The 17,878-nt window shown below is 62.9% G+C and carries 27 protein-coding genes; 11 read left to right on the plus strand and 16 right to left on the minus strand.

Translation table 11 applies throughout. The features are described from left to right. Positions 1 to 27: 27 nt before the first annotated feature. The 6 genes from ACNAOU_RS23535 to ACNAOU_RS23560 form a co-directional block, all read right to left on the minus strand. On the minus strand, positions 28 to 405 hold the full coding sequence (locus ACNAOU_RS23535) for a hypothetical protein (RefSeq protein WP_422758922.1): 378 nt from the start codon (positions 403 to 405) through the stop codon (positions 28 to 30). 79 nt (positions 406 to 484) lie between these two features. Continuing rightward, the gene (locus ACNAOU_RS23540) at positions 485 to 1,222 is read right to left on the minus strand and encodes an HNH endonuclease family protein (RefSeq protein ID WP_422758923.1); all 738 of its coding nucleotides are present in this window, start codon (positions 1,220 to 1,222) and stop codon (positions 485 to 487) included. Positions 1,223 to 1,249: 27 nt separating this feature from the next. Next, positions 1,250 to 2,407, minus strand: a complete 1,158-nt coding sequence (locus tag ACNAOU_RS23545; RefSeq protein WP_422758924.1) for a helicase associated domain-containing protein — start codon at positions 2,405 to 2,407, stop codon at positions 1,250 to 1,252. 83 nt (positions 2,408 to 2,490) lie between these two features. Further along, positions 2,491 to 3,510 carry a hypothetical protein gene (locus ACNAOU_RS23550; protein ID WP_422758925.1) on the minus strand — a complete coding sequence of 340 codons (1,020 nt, stop codon included), beginning with the start codon at positions 3,508 to 3,510 and terminating at the stop codon, positions 2,491 to 2,493. A 340-nt stretch (positions 3,511 to 3,850) separates the two neighbouring features. After that, entirely contained in the window at positions 3,851 to 4,720 is an 870-nt protein-coding gene (locus tag ACNAOU_RS23555; RefSeq protein WP_422758926.1) for a GIY-YIG nuclease family protein, read from the minus strand. A 30-nt stretch (positions 4,721 to 4,750) separates the two neighbouring features. Further along, positions 4,751 to 5,314: a hypothetical protein gene (locus tag ACNAOU_RS23560; protein ID WP_422758927.1), complete on the minus strand. Its 564-nt coding sequence runs from the start codon at positions 5,312 to 5,314 to the stop codon at positions 4,751 to 4,753. A 114-nt stretch (positions 5,315 to 5,428) separates the two neighbouring features. Here ACNAOU_RS23560 and ACNAOU_RS23565 point away from each other — a divergent pair, with 114 nt between their 5' ends. After that, entirely contained in the window at positions 5,429 to 5,908 is a 480-nt protein-coding gene (locus ACNAOU_RS23565; RefSeq protein WP_422758928.1) for a hypothetical protein, read from the plus strand. Positions 5,909 to 5,926: 18 nt separating this feature from the next. Here ACNAOU_RS23565 and ACNAOU_RS23570 read toward each other — a convergent pair whose 3' ends face one another. Beyond that, on the minus strand, positions 5,927 to 6,514 hold the full coding sequence (locus ACNAOU_RS23570) for a hypothetical protein (protein WP_422758929.1): 588 nt from the start codon (positions 6,512 to 6,514) through the stop codon (positions 5,927 to 5,929). A 113-nt stretch (positions 6,515 to 6,627) separates the two neighbouring features. After that, entirely contained in the window at positions 6,628 to 7,272 is a 645-nt protein-coding gene (locus ACNAOU_RS23575; protein ID WP_422758930.1) for a DUF7255 family protein, read from the minus strand. Between the two features lie 90 nt (positions 7,273 to 7,362). Here ACNAOU_RS23575 and ACNAOU_RS23580 point away from each other — a divergent pair, with 90 nt between their 5' ends. Further along, entirely contained in the window at positions 7,363 to 7,896 is a 534-nt protein-coding gene (locus ACNAOU_RS23580; protein ID WP_422758931.1) for a PH domain-containing protein, read from the plus strand. 231 nt (positions 7,897 to 8,127) lie between these two features. Here ACNAOU_RS23580 and ACNAOU_RS23585 read toward each other — a convergent pair whose 3' ends face one another. Then, positions 8,128 to 8,451, minus strand: coding sequence for a hypothetical protein (locus ACNAOU_RS23585; protein ID WP_422758932.1), 324 nt, complete (start codon positions 8,449 to 8,451; stop codon positions 8,128 to 8,130). Between the two features lie 88 nt (positions 8,452 to 8,539). On the opposite strand from ACNAOU_RS23585, the gene ACNAOU_RS23590 reads away from it, so the two are divergent. Next, a complete protein-coding gene (locus ACNAOU_RS23590) occupies positions 8,540 to 8,662 on the plus strand; it encodes a hypothetical protein (protein ID WP_422758933.1) in 123 nt (40 codons plus the stop codon). An 11-nt stretch (positions 8,663 to 8,673) separates the two neighbouring features. On the opposite strand, the gene ACNAOU_RS23595 is transcribed toward ACNAOU_RS23590, so the two are convergent. Beyond that, positions 8,674 to 8,886 (minus strand): hypothetical protein, encoded by a 213-nt coding sequence (locus ACNAOU_RS23595; RefSeq protein WP_193594236.1) that lies wholly within the window; start codon positions 8,884 to 8,886, stop codon positions 8,674 to 8,676. Between the two features lie 244 nt (positions 8,887 to 9,130). Here ACNAOU_RS23595 and ACNAOU_RS23600 point away from each other — a divergent pair, with 244 nt between their 5' ends. Genes ACNAOU_RS23600 through ACNAOU_RS23610 form a run of 3 tightly spaced genes read left to right on the plus strand, consistent with a single transcriptional unit; the run spans position 9,131 to position 10,159 of the window. After that, positions 9,131 to 9,478 (plus strand): hypothetical protein, encoded by a 348-nt coding sequence (locus ACNAOU_RS23600; protein WP_422758934.1) that lies wholly within the window; start codon positions 9,131 to 9,133, stop codon positions 9,476 to 9,478. After that, complete coding sequence (locus ACNAOU_RS23605) at positions 9,475 to 9,942, plus strand: hypothetical protein (RefSeq protein ID WP_422758935.1); 468 nt, start codon at positions 9,475 to 9,477, stop codon at positions 9,940 to 9,942. Before ACNAOU_RS23600 ends, ACNAOU_RS23605 begins: the two co-directional genes overlap by 4 nt. A 10-nt stretch (positions 9,943 to 9,952) precedes the next feature. Further along, on the plus strand, positions 9,953 to 10,159 hold the full coding sequence (locus ACNAOU_RS23610; protein WP_422758936.1) for a hypothetical protein: 207 nt from the start codon (positions 9,953 to 9,955) through the stop codon (positions 10,157 to 10,159). A 91-nt stretch (positions 10,160 to 10,250) separates the two neighbouring features. On the opposite strand, the gene ACNAOU_RS23615 is transcribed toward ACNAOU_RS23610, so the two are convergent. After that, positions 10,251 to 11,111 (minus strand): PASTA domain-containing protein, encoded by an 861-nt coding sequence (locus tag ACNAOU_RS23615; RefSeq protein WP_422758937.1) that lies wholly within the window; start codon positions 11,109 to 11,111, stop codon positions 10,251 to 10,253. Between the two features lie 260 nt (positions 11,112 to 11,371). Between ACNAOU_RS23615 and ACNAOU_RS23620 the strand changes: the two genes are divergently transcribed. The 3 genes from ACNAOU_RS23620 (at position 11,372) to ACNAOU_RS23630 (ending at position 12,496) form a co-directional block, all read left to right on the plus strand. Continuing rightward, the gene (locus ACNAOU_RS23620) at positions 11,372 to 11,773 is read left to right on the plus strand and encodes a hypothetical protein (protein ID WP_422758938.1); all 402 of its coding nucleotides are present in this window, start codon (positions 11,372 to 11,374) and stop codon (positions 11,771 to 11,773) included. A gap of 65 nt (positions 11,774 to 11,838) precedes the next feature. Beyond that, positions 11,839 to 12,165, plus strand: a complete 327-nt coding sequence (locus ACNAOU_RS23625) for a hypothetical protein (RefSeq protein WP_422758939.1) — start codon at positions 11,839 to 11,841, stop codon at positions 12,163 to 12,165. A gap of 127 nt (positions 12,166 to 12,292) precedes the next feature. Next, positions 12,293 to 12,496: a cold-shock protein gene (locus ACNAOU_RS23630; RefSeq protein WP_422758940.1), complete on the plus strand. Its 204-nt coding sequence runs from the start codon at positions 12,293 to 12,295 to the stop codon at positions 12,494 to 12,496. A 62-nt stretch (positions 12,497 to 12,558) separates the two neighbouring features. On the opposite strand, the gene ACNAOU_RS23635 is transcribed toward ACNAOU_RS23630, so the two are convergent. Both ACNAOU_RS23635 and ACNAOU_RS23640 read right to left on the minus strand, forming a co-directional pair. Continuing rightward, entirely contained in the window at positions 12,559 to 14,247 is a 1,689-nt protein-coding gene (locus ACNAOU_RS23635; protein ID WP_422758941.1) for a CCA tRNA nucleotidyltransferase, read from the minus strand. A 41-nt stretch (positions 14,248 to 14,288) separates the two neighbouring features. Continuing rightward, positions 14,289 to 15,104, minus strand: a complete 816-nt coding sequence (locus ACNAOU_RS23640) for a hypothetical protein (RefSeq protein ID WP_422758942.1) — start codon at positions 15,102 to 15,104, stop codon at positions 14,289 to 14,291. Between the two features lie 191 nt (positions 15,105 to 15,295). On the opposite strand from ACNAOU_RS23640, the gene ACNAOU_RS23645 reads away from it, so the two are divergent. Together ACNAOU_RS23645 and ACNAOU_RS23650 are read left to right on the plus strand one after the other, a co-directional pair. After that, positions 15,296 to 15,664, plus strand: coding sequence for a hypothetical protein (locus tag ACNAOU_RS23645; RefSeq protein ID WP_422758943.1), 369 nt, complete (start codon positions 15,296 to 15,298; stop codon positions 15,662 to 15,664). Next, positions 15,661 to 16,413 (plus strand): hypothetical protein, encoded by a 753-nt coding sequence (locus ACNAOU_RS23650; RefSeq protein ID WP_422758944.1) that lies wholly within the window; start codon positions 15,661 to 15,663, stop codon positions 16,411 to 16,413. The genes ACNAOU_RS23645 and ACNAOU_RS23650 overlap by 4 nt, the downstream gene beginning before the upstream one ends. A gap of 343 nt (positions 16,414 to 16,756) precedes the next feature. On the opposite strand, the gene dut is transcribed toward ACNAOU_RS23650, so the two are convergent. The 3 genes from dut to ACNAOU_RS23665 are packed head-to-tail and all read right to left on the minus strand — an operon-like array spanning position 16,757 to position 17,876. Next, a complete protein-coding gene (gene dut / locus ACNAOU_RS23655) occupies positions 16,757 to 17,233 on the minus strand; it encodes a dUTP diphosphatase (protein WP_422758945.1) in 477 nt (158 codons plus the stop codon). Positions 17,234 to 17,243: 10 nt separating this feature from the next. Continuing rightward, entirely contained in the window at positions 17,244 to 17,402 is a 159-nt protein-coding gene (locus ACNAOU_RS23660) for a hypothetical protein (protein WP_422758946.1), read from the minus strand. Between the two features lie 3 nt (positions 17,403 to 17,405). After that, on the minus strand, positions 17,406 to 17,876 hold the full coding sequence (locus tag ACNAOU_RS23665; RefSeq protein ID WP_422758947.1) for a hypothetical protein: 471 nt from the start codon (positions 17,874 to 17,876) through the stop codon (positions 17,406 to 17,408). Positions 17,877 to 17,878 lie beyond the last annotated feature (2 nt).

The raw sequence follows: 17,878 nt of genomic DNA on the forward strand, positions 1-17,878 counted from the left end.
AGGTACGGGGCTCCCGTTACAACCTGGCTACTTCTGCCCGAGGAGTTCTCCGCCGAGCTTGTCGTGGACTGACTTGGAGTCGGTGCCGGAAATGGTCCAATTTTTGCCAGCAACCCCATTGGTTTTCAGCGCCTTGTTGGTTTGGACCCACATCGCCAGGTTCTCCATGTCGTCGTAGACGGAGATCGCGTAGTGGTCGCCGCAGGAGCCGGAGGTGTCGGCCAGCGTCGACTTGTTGTGCGGGTCCCAGTCATCGCAGCTGATGCCAGCCTTTACCAGTGCGTCTTTCAGTTCGGTAGCAGTCTTATAGGAACCACCATCGGCTGGAGGGCCACCACAGGCGCTCAGCAGCAGGGCGGCACCAAGGGCCAAAGCGGGCAGCATGAGACTGCGGAATGTCTTCATCGCAATACTTTCTCTCGGAGTGCAGGTCCGACGAGTGCTCGCGGTCCCCCGGAGTTGAAGTTACACGAAACGGGAGCGACTACTTGCATGTTGCGAGGATGCCGGCGATCGCGTCATGCTCAGGCTGGGTCATCCACAGCTTGTACTTGGCCTTCACCGCGGTCTGCCGGGCAACGTACTCGCAGCGGAACGACTTGTTCGGCGGCAACCAGGCATCGGCAGAGCTGTCGCTCTTCTGCTGGTTGGCGGGGCCGTCGGCGGCCATCAAGTTGAGCGGATCATTGGCGAGCTGAAGTCGCTGTTCGGCACTGATCTGTTGGGCGCCCGTCTGCCACGCCAGGCTGAGGGGGATGATGTGGTCGATCTGAACGTCGGAGGACTGCTCACCGCGGGTGAAGCTGATGGTCTTGCCGGTGTACTTGTCGGCCAGCGTGCCGGAGGCGATGACGCAGTCCTTGGTGCCCGGCTTGGCCGTCACATTGGTGAGATCGCGGCGGAGGATGTCATTGCGCGTGTCGCAGCCATTGTGGTCCACATCCGACCATGCCGCGCCGAACTGGTCACGGCTGTAGCCGGTCTTGGGGGCCTTGCCCTTGATCGGGATGGTGGCCAGCTGGGATACGGCGGACGCGGTTTCGGCTGGGTTCGCTGCTCCCGCAACGGCAGGCTGGGAAGCGGCGGCGGCTGCGCTGTGCACCGCGTCGGCGACCTTGGTGCCGACCTGGTTGGCGGCGTTGCAGCCCGCCAGGGAGGAGGCGAGGAGCACGCCGGTCAGGACGGTCAGGGACTTGGTGGCTACGGAGCGGGTGATCTTCATGGTCCTTCATGTGTGCGGCGGGAGCATTCACGCTACCCGGCCATTGGGCATGCCGGCGGGAGGCGTTTCAATCGCGTCCGTCACAAGGTGAGGGCTGATCAGCGCTGCGAGCCTGGATCGCCGTGGTCCGTCGCCCATGCCGTCTCCCCCGGTCTGAAGGCTAAGCCAGGTGGCCAGCTGGTGTTCGGTGCTTGGACGTCCCGGGCCACGTTTCGCAACGGCAACCGGAAGACGTCCGTGGCTGCTGATGAACGCAGCCAATCGGTCGTAGTCCGTGTCCCACTGGCTTTCCAGGTGGTTGGGCAGGCCTTCGGTCAGCTCCAACATTCGCAAAGTCGCTTTCCTGAAAGCTCCCCCGTGGCGGTACCGGGTGCGGATCCTGAAGGCGTGCTGGTACAGCTCGTGCTCCCGGCGTACTTGGGGCAGCCGGCCGTTCTTTTCGATGAAGTCCACCACGGCGGCGGCCCTGACTTCCTCAATGACTTTCCCGGAGGCCGGGTAGGTATCCTGCAGCGTGATGATGCTGTCCCTGACGTGGATCGTCTCGGCGGTTTCAAGCGGTTCGTGGCGCCGGTTCACGTGGCGGTACATCCATTGGCCAAGCCCTGCCTCGATGTCTTCATCCGCAGTGGTCTTCCGCCAGAAAGAATGACGCGGCAGTCTCTGGTGCGTCTTACACCATTTCCGCAGCTCGACGAGTCGCTTCATCGGGTCCTGCCGCACGGTTTTCAAGACACCAGGGATCGCATCCAGCGCGCGTTTGTCCGGGCTGGACAGCACACCGTCGAGCAAACGGCGGCGGATGACGCGAAGCTGCGAGTAAACGGGCATCTCGCCGGGGTCAAGGTAACTAGGCAGCCTCCCATGAGTTCCGTGGAACCTGACGATGTCACGTGCCGGTGCACTGAGGTTCTCGGCCCGGTTGCGGGCAGCGGTCGAAGGGACTGTGTCATAAAGTCTGAGGACGGTTTTCAGTGCTTGGAGTTGGTCTCCGGCAACTTCGCCGCGGCGCACGCGACTGCGCTGGGTGGCGACCCATGATGCCAGGGATGATTCATGTTTATCGGTGCAGTTCCGTCGCGGACGCCGTCCATGCACTTCCAGAAACTTCATCAGGTCCTCAATCCGGAATTTGAACCAATCCTGCCGGGAGAATCCCGAGCCGGCACTTGCTTTCTCGGTCATGTCTGGACATGTGTGCGGAACCAGCCATCCCTCTACACGGCGCTCCCGCGTGGCCACCCTCGGTGGTGGCCACTCGGGCCTGATCATTGGACCAGCCGCCGATCCGTTTCCCGGAACACTTCGCGCAGGTTGGAGATCAGCGCGTCCCCATCCGCATGGCCGGTCTGGGCCGCCACGTGGTCGAGGAACCCACGCACCATGGCGGGGTGCAGCGGCGTCCCGCCATCCGTCGTGAGGGCCGGTTCGTCGGCGGAGACGTCCAGTACATACTCGGCACCTTCAGCCCGGAGTTCAGCGGTCCGAGCGCTGCGGTCCAGTGCGCCCACAGAGCTTTCGGCGTCCCTGAAAGAGGAGTCGGCGACGACGTCCATCATGACGGCGTATTCGCGGAAGGACTCGTAAGCCCTGCGGAGGTCCTCGGGTCGGGTGGTCTCGAACACGTAGCCGCCGGAGGAGCTGATGTAGGCCCGCGAGAACCAGTCACCACGCTGGTAATCTTCCCCGTCCGCCGGGGTAGCTGAGAGCGCCAGCGAGTTCGCTCCGATATGTATGGTGTGCTGTATGGCGCCGTCCTGGACCGTGAAGGCTGTCCGGTCCCCAATCTCGGTCATGGTCACAGGACCGGGGATGCCAGCGTTGGCGACGACTTTCTGAGCGACCAGGGCGAGCCCTACGTTGCCGCTGGTGTCCAGGTTGTCAGCGAGTCGTACCTTTTCGTTGCCCAGCTGTTGGCCCGGTTTGAGCAGGTACTGGTGCTGCTGCATCTTCAGCTGTTCCAGCACAGCTTCCTGCTCCTCCCGGGGCAGGGTCTCGAAGTATTTGGCGCGGCGGTCCAGTTCGACCAGGACCTCGGGAACCGGGTCCCGGGGTTCGTGTTCGTACCCGTACCGTCCTTTGTCCTGGCGGCGCTGCCATGCGCCCATTTCCATGTTGGATCGGGCACGAACCAGCGCCCCAACGATTCCGACGGCGGTCTTGTCCAGCGGTGACGGCTCTGTCATCAAAGAGATGCCTGCAGGCTCTGAATGCATTTCGGCAGCGAACTGGCCGCCGGTCTTGACGCCGGCTTGCACCCGGGCGCGGTTTTCTACGTTCTTGGTCATGCCTGACATGTGTGCGGCCCGCTCCCCTGCCGCACACACCACAAGATGAACCCCGCCGCTGAAAGGAACATCATGGGCTACTGGGAAACAGAGCACGGTGACATCGGGTAACCATCCCGAAGCAACGGCACGGGAATGGTGTGGTCGAAATTGATCAGAAGACTTCGTACATTGGCCGGTGATTCCTTCAGGAATGGCGCCGGTGATCCGCCGCCCTGTCGTCACCATGTGTGAGGCCGTCGAGTAAAACTCATCGCATTCAGCGTGGTCTTGGAGTACAAAGCGTGAAGCTGCCCGATGCTCCGACGTGCTGACGTCTACGACCGCCAACGCCGGCCCGCTATTCGGTGGCCGCCAGTTTTCTGTCCTCGATCTCCTGAAAGGTTAGACCGGCAGCGTTCTTCCAGGTCACACGTCCGTTCATGCTGGCTCCCACCATCACTGCGGCCGCGGTGCTTGGGCTGCCGAACAGGTGGTCTTTCACAAGGGTGTACCTGCCATCTTCGGCCGCCGCGATCCCCTGGTCTATGAGTCGTTGACGGTAGTTGAGGATCGACGTCGCTGCCGACGGCGCGGCCTGTGCTCGTCCATAGGAACCTGCCAGAACTACAACGCCTTCGGGTGTGGAGTAACCGCGAAGCTCCGCGCCCCGGACATTGACGAAAATCATCTCGGGTGCGTTCTGCTGGTCTGGTCTCTGCGGCTGAACGAGCGGATCCATTAAGGGGTACCCGAGTGTGGTCATCAAAACCGAGATGGTGGCTAGGTATTCCTGGCAGTCGGACTCGAGCGGGGCTGGAGTGTGTGGGTTGGAGGCGCTGTTGTCGTTGTCGAGCTCGTAACGGCCGGACGAGGTGGCCTTTCGAATCGACTGCCACTCCATGTAACTCACGTGCGTGCTGGTCCACGAGTTGGTTAGCGACACCGCGACCAGGGCCTTGTCCCAGAACTCCTTCTTTCCTTCATGGTTCTTGATTCGGTCTCCGACATTGCCCGACTGACCGACGTAGGCAAGGGCGCGGCCCTCAGGTGTCGAGCCAAAAAGGAAGTACAGCCCGACCTGTTTCGATTCGACCATTGCACGAAAGCCGCTGAGCAGCGTCCTGGGCACTTCAAAGAGGCGCACAGTTCTGGTGGTGATCTCCGCCATCCGAATCCCGGCAGGATCTCCTTGCGGGAGGTATATCTGGATGGTCTGCGGTATGCCCATGCAAGAATCCTACGGCCGGGCCAGCGCCATCTAGTACGCCTCGATCAGCTCCAGTTGCGCGTAGGTGACCCGGTCCGGGCTGTCCCTATCAAAGCGGTCGGAGTGCGAGTAGACCGTCCAGCGGTATTTGCCTGGAGTCACGTCGAAGACGGTGAACACTGTGAGCGCGTACCCTTCGTTGGCGGCTTCAACTTCCGGCCCACCGTGGTCCAGCCAGTGCTGGTAATCCGTGAGCATGGTCGCCCACAAGTCGGTGCAGATTTCCGCGACGACTGTCTCGTCGTCTTCGAGAGTTGTCTTCCCCTCGCTCCAGGAGGGAGTCACAACCTGGATCAGGCCGTCGGGCCGCCGCGTGACGCTGGGGCAGGTATTGCCAACGAAGGCATAAGCGACGTTGATTTCCGCGTACTCCTTCGCCCAAGCATCGAGGCCGGCCCCGTAGTTGATGGACATTGGCGGCTCGATTTCGAAGTGCTTCACCGAACGCAGGTCGTCAGATGCGATCAATCGTCCCGACGGGACACTTATCTCGACGACCGTGTTTTCGAGGTAAATCGGCGGCTGGTCGTAGTAGCCTCTGGCTGTCTGGGTCATGGCGGCTCTTTCTGGTTGATGGACGTGGGCTATCTGCCATGTGTGCGGAGCCAGGCAATTCCCTGCCCCGACGCCGCGGAGCGGGTAAGTTGAGGCAGGACAGGAGGAGGGCACATGAGCTACACCCATTACTTCCCCGGCTTGACCGCTACAGCCGACGTAATTTCGGACGCCAGGAAGATCATTGCCGCCTCCCCGGTGACCATCTGCGGTCCGGACGGCCAGGACCTGCCGGTCCTGAGCGAGGCTAAGGGCATTCGGCTGAACGGGTTTGAGGCCGCCGGAGAGGCGTATGAGACCTTCCATCTGCCAGGAACGAAGCCGCCGCGCTACCCGGACATGTGGACATTCTGCAAGACCGAGCAGAAGCCCTATGACGTCGTGGTCACTGCCATCCTGATTGCCGCTGCGGTCCGGTATCCCGAGCTCGCCTCGGAAGCACTGGGCAGTGACGGTGACTGGGATGAATGGAGCGACGGGGTGGATCTGTTCGAGAGAGCGGCGCGCCTGCTGACCGAGGACGAAAAGATAGCCCTGGAGCTCAACGTTGAAAACATGAGACCAAGCCGATCACCGGACCATCCTGCAGCCTAGCCCTGCAATGCAGTGCCGTTACGGCGCCCCCCTTCGAATCAACGCGATGACGCTTTGTTCAATGGAAGCGTCCAGATCGGCACGGCCTGCTTCAGGGTCATCGCCGTAAATCTTGATATTCGTGTCCTCTTCGCCCACAAAGCCTGTCGCGGGGTACCAAGAGATGTATGGAAAGACCAGGGTCAGGCCACCTAGCGGCGCTTCGATGGCTTGATTAGCCAGGATATTCTCATGCATCTTGCTGAAGTAGAAGGGCGCACTGACTGTTACGCGATCCTTGTCGACATACCTGTGAGTGGTCTGCCAAAGACTCCCGTCGGAGGATACTGCCAGCCCGAAGCGCGGCTCCATCGGCCACCCTTCAGCGAGTTTTCGCTGAAGCTTCTTTTGCCCTGCCCAAAACGTTTGTTTGAACTCCTCCTCGATAATGGGAGCAGCGGGCACCCTATTGGATAGCAAGAACTTTGCCGCCTCGGAGCATTTCGTCTGGAGCCGATTCAGCGCCTGCAGGGCTAGCGGAACTGATCGTTCGGATGCCAGGGCACGTTGACTATCTTCGTGACGAGCCGCCGCCAGTTGTTGCTCTACGTCATCCTGAAAGCCCATATAGTCCCCAAATCTCGGTTGTGGCGTTAGCGTACCAGCGCGGTTAGTGGCTGCGGGATGGCGCCGTGAGGATGTGGCTGGGAAGTCACTGCCTATAGGCAGGCGGGTTGACGTCAGAATATGGTGCGGGCCGCAAGGAATTCCCGGAGGGTTGCGGCGTCCAGCCCTTCACCCCTTCTCCCTAACGCCTTGAGGACTCCCCGGCCGCCTATCTCATCGTGAATCGAAACCCGGGCTAGGGAGATCTCCGGCCTGTGAGCCGCGTAAGCGTCCTTCACTGCGTCGTAGAGTGCGCGTTGCTTCCAGCGGGGTGAGCCGTTCCGGTCGAAGACCCGTGGCGGGTCGGCCACGCCGAACATCTTCTCGGTCGAAGGGTTGGTCCACTTTCCGCCGTATCCCCCGGCTATCAGGCATTGGTCTTCGTGTACGGAGCTGTAGTGGAGGTAGTCGGCGGCCCACGGAATCCCTTCCGCCCAGGGCAGCCGGTCCGTGGTTCCCCGGTAGCGGTTGAAGTGCAGCTGCTCGTCGAACTCGATGAAAAGGCCGTCGGCGGTTGCGAAGTCCCACTTCCCGCTGGTGAAGTCCAGGTACCCGGCTGCGCCGCCGAGGGCACGGTGAAGGTCGGCGATTTCAGCCCGTACGCTCGCGGGCAGTTCCTTGGTGGTGGCAAGGTCCTTCCGGTTGGTGGCGTCCTTGGGCAGGAGGTCGTAGCCAGCCTTCACCAGTTCGGACCGGAATGCCTCAGCCAGTTCTCCCATGCTGACAACCTAGCAGCAGTTCATCCCCGTGGTTCCTGGATCTGCGCATGCTTCCGGGTAGCTAGCTGCACTCGACAGAACAGAGATTCCATGGCCCGGACCCGACTCCGCACCGACATCAACATCGCCCGCGCTCATGCCAGGCTCTCCCCCGGAAGCGGACGCGAACTTGCCCGCTTGCAGGAGCTGCTGGGCGCTGACGAGATGGTGGAGGCGATGGTGCAGGCCCGCTACCAGGGCTGCTTCGGCCTGGTAGCGCTCACCAACATCCGGCTGCTCTTCCTCTGCGACGGGATCATCTGGAAGGTCAGCGACACCATTCCTCTGGATCGGATCGGGATCGTCCTGTGGCAGTCGGTCTTCGGCTTCGGCACGCTGACCGTCCACGTAGCCGGCGGACCGCTGCAGTTCACGGGGGTTACCGGCCGCGGCGGCAGTGCAGTCCTCAAGGGGCTCCGCGCGCACTTGGCTAAGAAGGATGATCTCGAGCTCCGCACCCGCGAGAGCATCCTGGCCTTGGCCGCGCATCTCATGCCGGCGCCGGATGACATTTCCGTGCTGGAGGAGGCAGCCCCGTCCGGGGATGTTCCTGTGACGGGGCCGGAGTACGCCGCCCAGATGTAGGCAGGCGCCCGTCTTTCCCCGTCGGTGAGGGATTCCTGAGCCGCCGCACACATAGGGACCAAGACGGACGTTTACGTCATCGCCCGGGGGTTTTCAGACACTTTTACCCCGGGACCGAAGCGAAGGTTGAACCGGGGCATCTCCTACCTACCCTGCTAAGGGACTTCCTGCGGCCGCTCATCAAGAACCGGGTCGGCACCGTAGCCGGCCCGGTCTTTTTGTGCCCGGGGTTCAGAAGGCCCCGCTGATCAGCCCGATGAGCCACGCAACCGCCATCGAAGCGGGGATTAGGACCAGAGAAATACTGGCGGGCACGATGGTCCGGTCTTTTTGCAGGCCGGTGACTGCCAGGACAATCCCGAGGACAGCCAGCGGGATCACGGCGTTCAGGAGCACTCCTGCCATGAAGGACGGGCTGTCATGCCGGAGTGTGGCACCGGCCCACGACCCGAACGCCGCGAGGACGGCCAGGGCCATCACTATGAGCGAGGCGCTGCCGGACCGGTTGCCGCGGAGGGCCTCTTTCGGTGTGACGCTGTCCTTGCTGCGCTGCATGTCGGTGACCGTAGCAGGGCGTGCCGACTTTTTGTTGCGGCCGCAGGGTTCACCAGCGCGGAACTGTGGTGCCGTACACAGGGTAAGTATGAGAGAAGTTAGTTACCGAACGTTCCCGGACGGCACCCTGGTTGTCGAGGTCATCACCACGCAACTGACGGTGGTGCAGCCGGCGGCCGTCGTCGAACCCGACGAGCTCGCCGCCGCCTGAACGGGTCGGAGCTAGCCGAGTGCGCTGCGGATTTCGGCCCGTACCAGGCGTTCTGCGTCATGTCCAAGGTCCAGGCCCAGGATAGCGTTTAGGGCCCTGGCCATTTTGGGCGCCGCGGCGACAAACTGCGCGACTTCCTCATCGTGGAGGTCGAGGGAGTCGAGGTCGGACGGAGACCAGCGATCGGCGGTGTGCGGGTTGGCGAGGACGGCGGGAGCTGCCATGGGATGTCCTTAGGTAGTGCCGGATGCTTACAGCCAGCATGTGTGCGGCCGGGGGCTTCCCTGTCGTCACACGCCGAGCACTTCACCGGATGTTCATGACCCGTTCGCCAGCGGTCGAAATCATTGTTCCCGGGCGGACTGTGGCGACAGCGACATCCGGCAGCTGGTGTGCCAACCCTTTGGGAATCCTGCGGAAGTGCCGGGCTGAGGGACAGATTCCGGGCCTGCCGCACACATCTGGGGCATGAAATACGAGTCATGGTCCCTCGCACCGGCCCGGCTTGGTCCCGTCCCTCTTGACCCGCGCCCGTTGAAGCACCCGAACTCTCCCGGCTTCCCGACCTCCGCTGTGGTTGCGCGGGCGTACGCGGCGGAAATCAAGGCCGACCGGGCCAAGCGCGTCCCGTGGCGGAAGATCGCCGAGAAGATGTCCATCTCGAGGATCGAGGCGATCCGTCTGGCGCACAGCCTGGACGAGGTCCTCGACGAAATCTGTGAGGCCGAGGCAGCGACAAATCAGCGGAAGGCCGTGCCGGACTCGCGGCCCGAAGTCCCCTCGCCGCCGTCGCTGCCGCTTAGGCTGGTGCGGTGAACCCGAGCCCGTCGCCGACTCCTGTGGATGTCTTCGTCCACACCGCTCCCCCAGCCGACTGGCAGGTGCTGGCTGCTTTCGCGCCCCTGCTGGCAGCAGTGATCGCTGCCCTCATCGCCGGTGCAGCACTGTGGCAAAAGTGGCGTGCGGACAACCGGGCGGAGTGGTGGCGCCGGGCACAATGGGCCTTGGAGGCTTCCATGTCGAATGAGCCCAAGCGGGCCGAAATGGGGCAGCAAGCCATCAACCTCCTGGGCAGCAGCAAACTGGCCACCCCGGAGGATGGTGCTCTGCTGAAAATCGGGACCGAAGATCCGCTCGAAGCTGCGTATTATGCCCAGCTGGCCGAAGGCGCCGACAATGTTGCCATCAGCGACGACGTCGAGGCACGGCTCGAAAGAGTGGACGACTCGGAGACAAGGCGCGACAATGAGGGTGACAACAATGACGACACAGGCAGGTAGGAGGTCGACGATGGCCATGGCACACCCGGTTACTCAAGGCAGGCACGCCCAGTCAAACGCAGACTCAATCGCGCCCTCCCGCCGCCCGGCGTCCGTGAGCCCGCAGGACCGAAAGGTTCAGATCGCTGCCGCCAAGGCGAGGATCACGCTGGACAAGCTCACCGGCGACGTCACTCCTGACTGGATCATCGCCCTGTCCAAGGAAAAGCCGGAATAACTCCCGGCCCAAGAACCTGGAAAGCCAGCCCCGTCCCTGACAGGGCTGGCTCTATTATTTCGAGGCCGCCTTCGTGGCAGGCATCTGGTTCTTACCTGCCGGCATTGCACATGACCATGGAATAGGCACCCGTTGACGTCTGCGTGGAAATTTCATTCCCATCGCGGAAGATGCGGCAGGTTATGCTGCCCGTGGCGCCGCTGCCTTGGGCGCTGACTCCAAGGGACCAAAACCCGTAGGTTGACTCGAAACTTGATGCAGCAAATTCATAGGTCTTTTCTACAGGTCCCCACGCTTCGTCGCTTGCTTGCTCCTGCCCCATTTTGTTGCCGACGAAGTTAGTGTATGTGATCAGACCGATTGGCCCATCAGCTTCGACAACGTACTTGACCACTGATTGTTTCGGCTTCGGTGGGGTGAACGTCGGAGTTGGAGTAGCGGATGGACTTACGGGCATAACTGTTGGTGCGCTTGATGGTGCCAGGCTGCTTTTCGCACTTGGCGACGGCCTTGGCGTTGGAGGGTTATCCGGGTTTGGAATCAGGTTTAGCTTAATGGCAGTGTTTTTGGGAGTGTCCGAACCACCGGAGGGTATGGAAGACTGCACCAGGTATTTATCTAGGTCGTCGGACCCTACGGCCCAGGGGTAGGACTGTCCGTCGACGTAATAGGTGTAGTTGTAGAACCCTGCCCCGCTAAGGGAAATCGTTGCCTCAGCAAGCGATTTCCCGCCGACATCCGGCATCCCTGGAGGCGTTGATGCCTGCGAAGTTGGGGATGATCCAGAGACTGTCGAAGTTGCAGCGCAACCTGTCAGAGCCAAGGCCAACGCCAATTCAACGATGCCCTTGCACGCAGCCGCGTTCATACCACTACCCCCATTTTTCCGATGCCAAGAGACATTAATTTCCGGCCCAGCAATATCCGCCAGACCGATTTCATCTTGCATCATATGCAACCCCGATGCGGTGGCTCTCACCGGGAATGGTTGGTTACGGGTCGCTAAAACAGTAACCGAATTGGCATCGGTAGGTTCGGAATGTTCAGGAGCAGGTTCTACTGCCTGTGCTCCCCCTCCTGCGGGCAGCGAAACACAGGACCTCCCGCTTTGGTTCAGGGGCCAGCGCACAAAAAGCAGGAACCACGGGTGCCAAAAAGCGTGATGCCGCACACATAGTGAGCAATCACCGCAGAGAGCACCAGGAGCATCACATGACCGTCATGATGAACGACCTGATCGGCGATTCGTTCGCCAGCCTGCCGCCATCGCCGGCATCGTGCCCGGCAGAGGATGGCGGCGCGCCCGTTCTGACCGTCACGGTCAATGCTCAGACGGTTCTCACCATCGCACGCCGCCTGCACGACAGCACCTGTGTCGCTGCCGCGCAATGCGACGTCCGCGACTACCACGCCCTGGACACGTACGAAGCTGATGTCCAAACCATGCTGGGCGCAATGGTGGCGGCCAGCACCGACGGTGACAGCCCCGATCTGAGCACCTGCCGCAGCACAGCCGAGCGCCGCTGGTTCCAAGGCAAGTGGTGGTGCGAGAAGTGCAGCACGGAGGTCCAGTTGAGGGTCGGTTCCGGCTGGGTACATCTGATCAAGCGGTGACCGAACCGACGATCGGGCCCCGGGCGGCGGAGATACTCCTCGGGGATGCCGCACACATTGCGGTCATGACCACACTCAACATCCCGGTCCTGTCCGGCTTCCGGCAGTCGAGCGTCAGCCTCGCCGGCTCCTTCCCTGTCAGGGCCTGGTTCGGCCCCGACGGTGGAACGGCGGTTGTGGTGCCGCACATGGATCTGCTCCGGATGGTCCGCCAGGAACCGCTCCTGCGCGCAACCTTCCTGGCCGACGGCGCCGTGCTGTCCCAGCCGGGCAGCGACTACCTGGCGGCCCTGCCGTTGGTGTTCCTGGAGGGTGTGGGCCTCAAATGCTACGACCTGCGCGGCGCAGGTCTTCCCCTCCGCGAGGCTTCTGTCCTGCCCGCCGCCGCATAGGCCACCCTTCCGCTCCGGACGTAATCCCTTGCCGGGGCTGGACACACCCACATAGGCTCAAGCCTGTGAGCGGCCGGGACGGTTTCCGACAAGCGGAAGTGACCGGCGGCCAGTGAAGGATGCAGGGATGACACAAGGTACGGTCAAGTGGTTCAACGCCGAAAAGGGGTTTGGTTTCATCGCCCCCGACGACGGAAGCGCTGACGTGTTCGCACACTATTCGGCGATCGCTACCCGCGGTTACCGCACGCTGGAGGAAAACCAGAAGGTGGAATTCTCAGTAACCCAGGGACCGAAGGGCCCTCAGGCAGAGAACATCCAGCCGCTCTAGCAGAACCCGAAAGAGCCCGGCCGGCCAGAGTTGTCCGGCCGGGCCTCTTTCCGTGTCCAGGCCTATGAGGCCACTGCCGCCTGCTCAGCTTCCCGCTTGGCCGCCCGCAACGCCCTGGCCTCCGCTTTCTGAATCGCGGCTCGGGCTTTCGTCGCGGCCGCAATTTCGGCAGAGCGCTTGGCCTGTGCGGCCTCAAGTTTCTGCAGCCGGCGTCGGGCCTCCTTGATGACGGCTTCCTCATTGGCTGCCAGCCAGTCCCTGGCGCCGTCCTCATCGCTGAAGGCCCCGTCGTCCTGGGCTTCCTCGGACAAACCCACGATGACGGCCCACAGCTTCCCCTTGGGGACGCCGGCGTCAGCCAGATGGTGTCCTTTGAGCATGGCCGTGCCGATGGCCTTCTCGTTGCCGATCCGGTCCGCGACAGCCAGCCAGTCCGGGACATAGTTCCGGGTGTGCCGGGCGCCCTCGCCGCGGCCGGCTTTGTCCGCCTCCACCAGCAGCGACCACTGCTTCAAGGTAGGCCCGCCGCCGGTATGGTCCAAGCGGCGCAACAGCCGGCGCACTGCTGAGGGGCTGATCTCGACGCCGCCGCCCGGGGTGTGGCACATGTGCTCCCGGATCAGGGGCAGGATCTTCTCGTGGTACCAGCCCGGGGCCCCAATGCGTTCCAGGAAGTCTTTCGCCGGTGCGACCCCTGTTTCGTGGTGCCCGCCGGAGGTGATGGTGCCGTCGCCCTTGACCACGGTGGAGTGAGCCTTGCCGAAGTCGTGGGTGATCGCGGCGAGGACCAGCATGGAGGTCTCTTCCTCGTCCAGGCGTTCGCGGCGGGCAATCGCGGCCGCTTGGTCCCCGGCCAGCCCGAGGTGGACGATCACCTCGCCTTCAGGGTGCCAGATGGGATCCTGGGGCACGCCTCGGGTCGCCGCCAAGCCAGGGAAGTGACTCTCCCAGCCTGAGGCGTGCAGCGCATTCAGCGCCCTGGAGATGTGGGTGCCTTCGGTGCTGAGCTTGCGGAACTGCTTCCAAATACCGTCCTTGTGCAGCTGGTGGAATGTCGGCGCCATCTCGCGGCACAGTTCCGCCGTTTCCGGGGCCAGCTCCATGTTGAACCGGCCAGCAAATTGCATGGCGCGGAGCACCCGAAGTGGGTCCTCAGAAAAGTGCTCGCTTGGGTGGCGGAGGATGCCTGCCTCCAAGTCGGCGCGGCCGCCGAGCGGATCCACGAGCTCCCCTGTCGCGGAGTCCCAGCCCATGGCGTTCATGGTGAAGTCACGCCGTGCGAAGGCGGTCTCGAACGGCATGTCCGGGTCGGTGTCGACAACAAAGCCGCGGTGGCCTTCGCCTGTTTTGTTGTCCTTACGGGGCAGAGCGACGTCGAAGACCTGGCCGTTCAGGGAGGTGTTGAAGACGCCGAAGTCCTGGCCGAATTCGTTCACCTCTCCCGGCAGCGCTTTGCGCAGCACGTCTTTGGACAGTCCGTACACCTCGATGTCGACGTCCAGTGAGTTGACGGTCCCGCCACGGGTCCGGGCGAGGAGCCCGTCGCGGACGGCACCGCCGACGATGAGGGGCCGTCCGCCGGCGGCTCTCAGCGCATCGAGGACCTGTTCGGTTTCCGGGGTGAGCTCAATCAGGTCGGGGATGATGTCCCAATGCTGTGGCAAGGTAAGAGCTACCTCCGAATGGGTGTCGGAGGCGAACTGGCCGCCGGCGGGGATGCCTTTAGGCTGACGGGCGCGGTTTGTGGTCATGTCTTACCTGTGTACGGCTTGGATCCTGTGCCACACGGCACCTACTGTTTGGCCCAGTCTCCGCAGCCGTCGGTATCGAAAGTCTGGCCTTCGAGGAGAGTGACCATCGGGAAGCCGCCTTTCACGAAAAGGTCATAAGCGATGTAGTCGCTTCCGTTGCTTCCGGTGCGGGTAATCTTCCAGGAGCAGTTGCCGACCACTTCCTTGATGGTTCGGTAGTTTCCCGGGATAACGTCTTTGCCGACAGTCCATACGCCCTCTTTGATCGTCGACCTGGCGGCTTCAGCCGGGGCCGTTCCTGCGGCAGCCTCCCGAGCCTTTACTGCCTCCTCGGCCTTTTTTACCGCCTCCTCACGGGTGGCAAGTTTTGCTGCGGCGTCTGCTTCCAGCTGTGCGCTTGTTGTGGGTGCAGCCACATTGCGTTGGCTTCGTTCGACGCCGGCGGCCACGCCGCCGACAAGAAGTGCCGCAGCACCAGCCACCAGCACCACCACTGCAGCATTGCGGCCAGGCAGCGCGGCCCAGGATGGGCGTTTGAAGATCAGCGAATACAGGCCTGTGAGCAGGGCTGCAATCCCGAGGAAGATGAGGATGGATTCGCCGTGGCCGCCAGTGGCGTTTCCCAAAACCATCAGGGCGAGCAGTGCACCGACAATCCAAAACGAGGGACCGAAGCGGCCCTTCGGGCTGGGCTTGCCCTGGGCTGGACCGTAAGGAGGCGGTGGACCTCCGAAGCCTTGCTGGGAAGTTCCAGGGTTTGCGTGTTGCGGAAATTGCTGCCAGTAGCCAGCGGGGCCGTTGTGTCCGGGCCCGTTTTGCGGTTGCTGGTTCGGCGGTACGTTCGGGTTGTTGGTCATGGATGCCCCCAAGAAAAGTCTCTGGCGCGTTTGCGCCGACGCAAGATTAGCACCGGCTATCCCAGGGCTTTCGGATCGGCGAGTAACAGAAGACACGGTTAGACACTGTCGCTCGCGTGACGAGCGGCTCTTGGGCCGCCGCACACATAGAGCCTGAGAAGTACACCCGCCCCGAAATGAGGACACCCTCAATGACCACCCTCACCGCCGTTCCATCCCCTGCACAGATTCCGGCAGCTCAGCAGAATGCCACCTTGTACCTCCAGTCCCGGGCACTGACCGGCATCAAGCAACACCTGCTGGCCGGCGGAACCGACACTGAGTTCATGCTCCGCCTTGCCAGCAATGCTTTGCGCGAGACGTCGCCGGAGGACGTGCCCGACGCGGACACGCGGCGGCATACCCGTGGCCTGGAAGCAATTCACCGTCATCTGACGGTCGGCGGCACGGATCGGGCCATTCTGGTTGGTCTGACCGTGAACGCATCGACCGGCTACAGCCCGGCGACCGTGAAGGAAGCCAACGATCTCGCTGCGCGGGAAGAGAGGGCCGCCGCATGATCCGGAACAACTCCGAGTACATGCTGGAGGACGGGTCCCCGCGCTACGGAATCAGGACCACAGGCCTGGAAGCCTTCGCTGAGGCACCTGCTCGCCCGTTGGTCACGGTCGCCCAGACAGCAGATGCCGCCGCCCAGCTGGACGGCGCCGAACTGAAGCTCGCGGCGGAGCACCGCTACATCCTGGACCGGTTCAAGCAGGACGCGGAGGTGATCTCTTCCCTTCGCGAAGCCCACGCGGAAGAGCTGAAGCTGGCTGAGGCTGCGGTGGAGGCCCGGCTGGGTTCGCCCTGGACTTGGATGTCCGCTGCCAAGAGGTCCTACATCGAGTCGACGATCGACGACGCTGAGAGGGCAGGCACCATGGTCAGCCAGCTCGCATCCTTGCTGATGTCCATGGGCATCTCAGTCGGCAGTCTCGTCGTCATGATCGGAATGGTGATCCTGCAGGTACCGCCGCTGCCGTACCTTGGCGTCTGCCTTGTGATGCTGCTCGTCCTCGTCCCGATCCGCAGGAAGCTGGATCGGGCCACGGACCGGACCACCCTTCCGCATGACGTCAGCAAGGACGAAGCCCAGAACTTCTGGGACGACATCGTGAACGCCACCTTCCTGGCCGTCCTCCAGAACAAGGGCGTCGAGGTCGACCTTGCCACCGCCGCGTCGCTGACCCGCGGCTGGAACCACACCCGCTACGTCTCTACTGTCGCCCAGGAGCTGCGCAGTAACCACGCGGCACCGCGCACGTAACCCGTCGCTCTGCTCGAAAAGCCGCCTGGCCGTACACAGGCAGACAGAAGGGGCATAGGCCCCCGGACGCAAAGAAACCCCGGAACGTTGCAGGTTCCGGGGCTTCTTCTCGTGGCAGACCTTTTCCGGTGGGTAGTCGGCTGCTGCATAAACTGATTCAAGGCTTGTCAGGCCACCCTACGGTCTTTCCTGACGTGCTGCAGTCCACACATTAGCAGGAGCATCCGACATCCTGGCAAGCCCTCGGTTGTCTGCGCGCTGTGGCCGGCTGGCCGGTGAACCCGCAGGTCAGGGCGAGAAAAGGGCCCGTGGCGCCGTCCGCCACAGGCCCTTTTGGGTGGATCTATCGGGCGTTGAAGCCGCCGGTGGATCCGAAGCCGCCGGCACCGCGCTCTGAGCCGGGCAGTTCATCGACGATCCGGAAGTCGGCGATTTCGATGCGCTGGATGACGAGCTGGGCGATCCGGTCTCCTCGGTTGATGCGGAATGCCTCGGTCCGGTCCGTGTTCAAAAGGCAGACCGAGATCTCGCCGCGGTAGCCGGCGTCAATGGTTCCCGGTGCGTTGACCACGGTGATGCCGTGTTTGGCGGCCAGACCCGAGCGGGGGTGGATAAGACCAACGGTGCCGAACGGCAGGGCCACGGACACCCCGGTAGGGACGAGGCGCCGCTCGCCCGGTTCCAGGACCAGGTCGATGGTGCTGCGCAGGTCCGCCCCGGCGTCGCCGGGGCGGGCGTAGGAGGGTGCCTCGATCCCGGCGTCAATGAGCTTCAGCTGGACGTCCAGGGTGATTTCTACAGCTGTGTGTGCAACGGTCATGGTTCTTCTTTCAGTAGGAGCCGGCGGCGCGTTCGTGGCGCAACGCCGCTTTCTTTTCTTTGGCCTTGGCGCCCTTCCGGGCTTTCCGACGCGCGGCAGGGCTGTTGTGGCAGGAGCAGCCGTTGTAGGCAAGCCCGTCGACGGCGCAGCTACGTCCGTTGTTCAGCATTGTTTACCCTTCGATCTGCAGGAGCGGTTTGACGGTTCCGGTGCGGTACGCGAGTTCTACCGCCTCGGAGGTTTCTTCAAAGACTGTCCGTCCGTTGGGCAGGACGATGTGCGCCAGGAACTCCTGCTCGAAGGACACGATGCCTGCGGCGACGGCCTCGAGTTTGGCCTTCACAACCAGGTTCAGAGCCCGCCAGGACTGCCTGACCGCTTGCTCGTATTCCTTCTCGGCAGCTTCCGGGGTGCGCTTCTGGTTCTTGGCCGGTGTGTGGGTGAAGCGGCGTTCGTTGCGGTCCGGCAGGGGCAGAATGAAACGGATCTGGCGTCCTTCGGCGGTGAACGCCAGGGCTGCCCGGTTTTCCTGCCAGCCGTACATGAAGGATGTCGCCCCGTAGCGGGTGAGCGTCCGCTCGATTTCGGCCCGGGAAGCGGAGCTGTCCACGGAGGTACCCTGGGCGTAGCGAGCAGCTGTCATGG

The sequence above is a fragment of the Paenarthrobacter sp. C1 genome, assembly GCF_049315185.1.
Classification (GTDB): domain Bacteria; phylum Actinomycetota; class Actinomycetes; order Actinomycetales; family Micrococcaceae; genus Arthrobacter; species Arthrobacter nicotinovorans.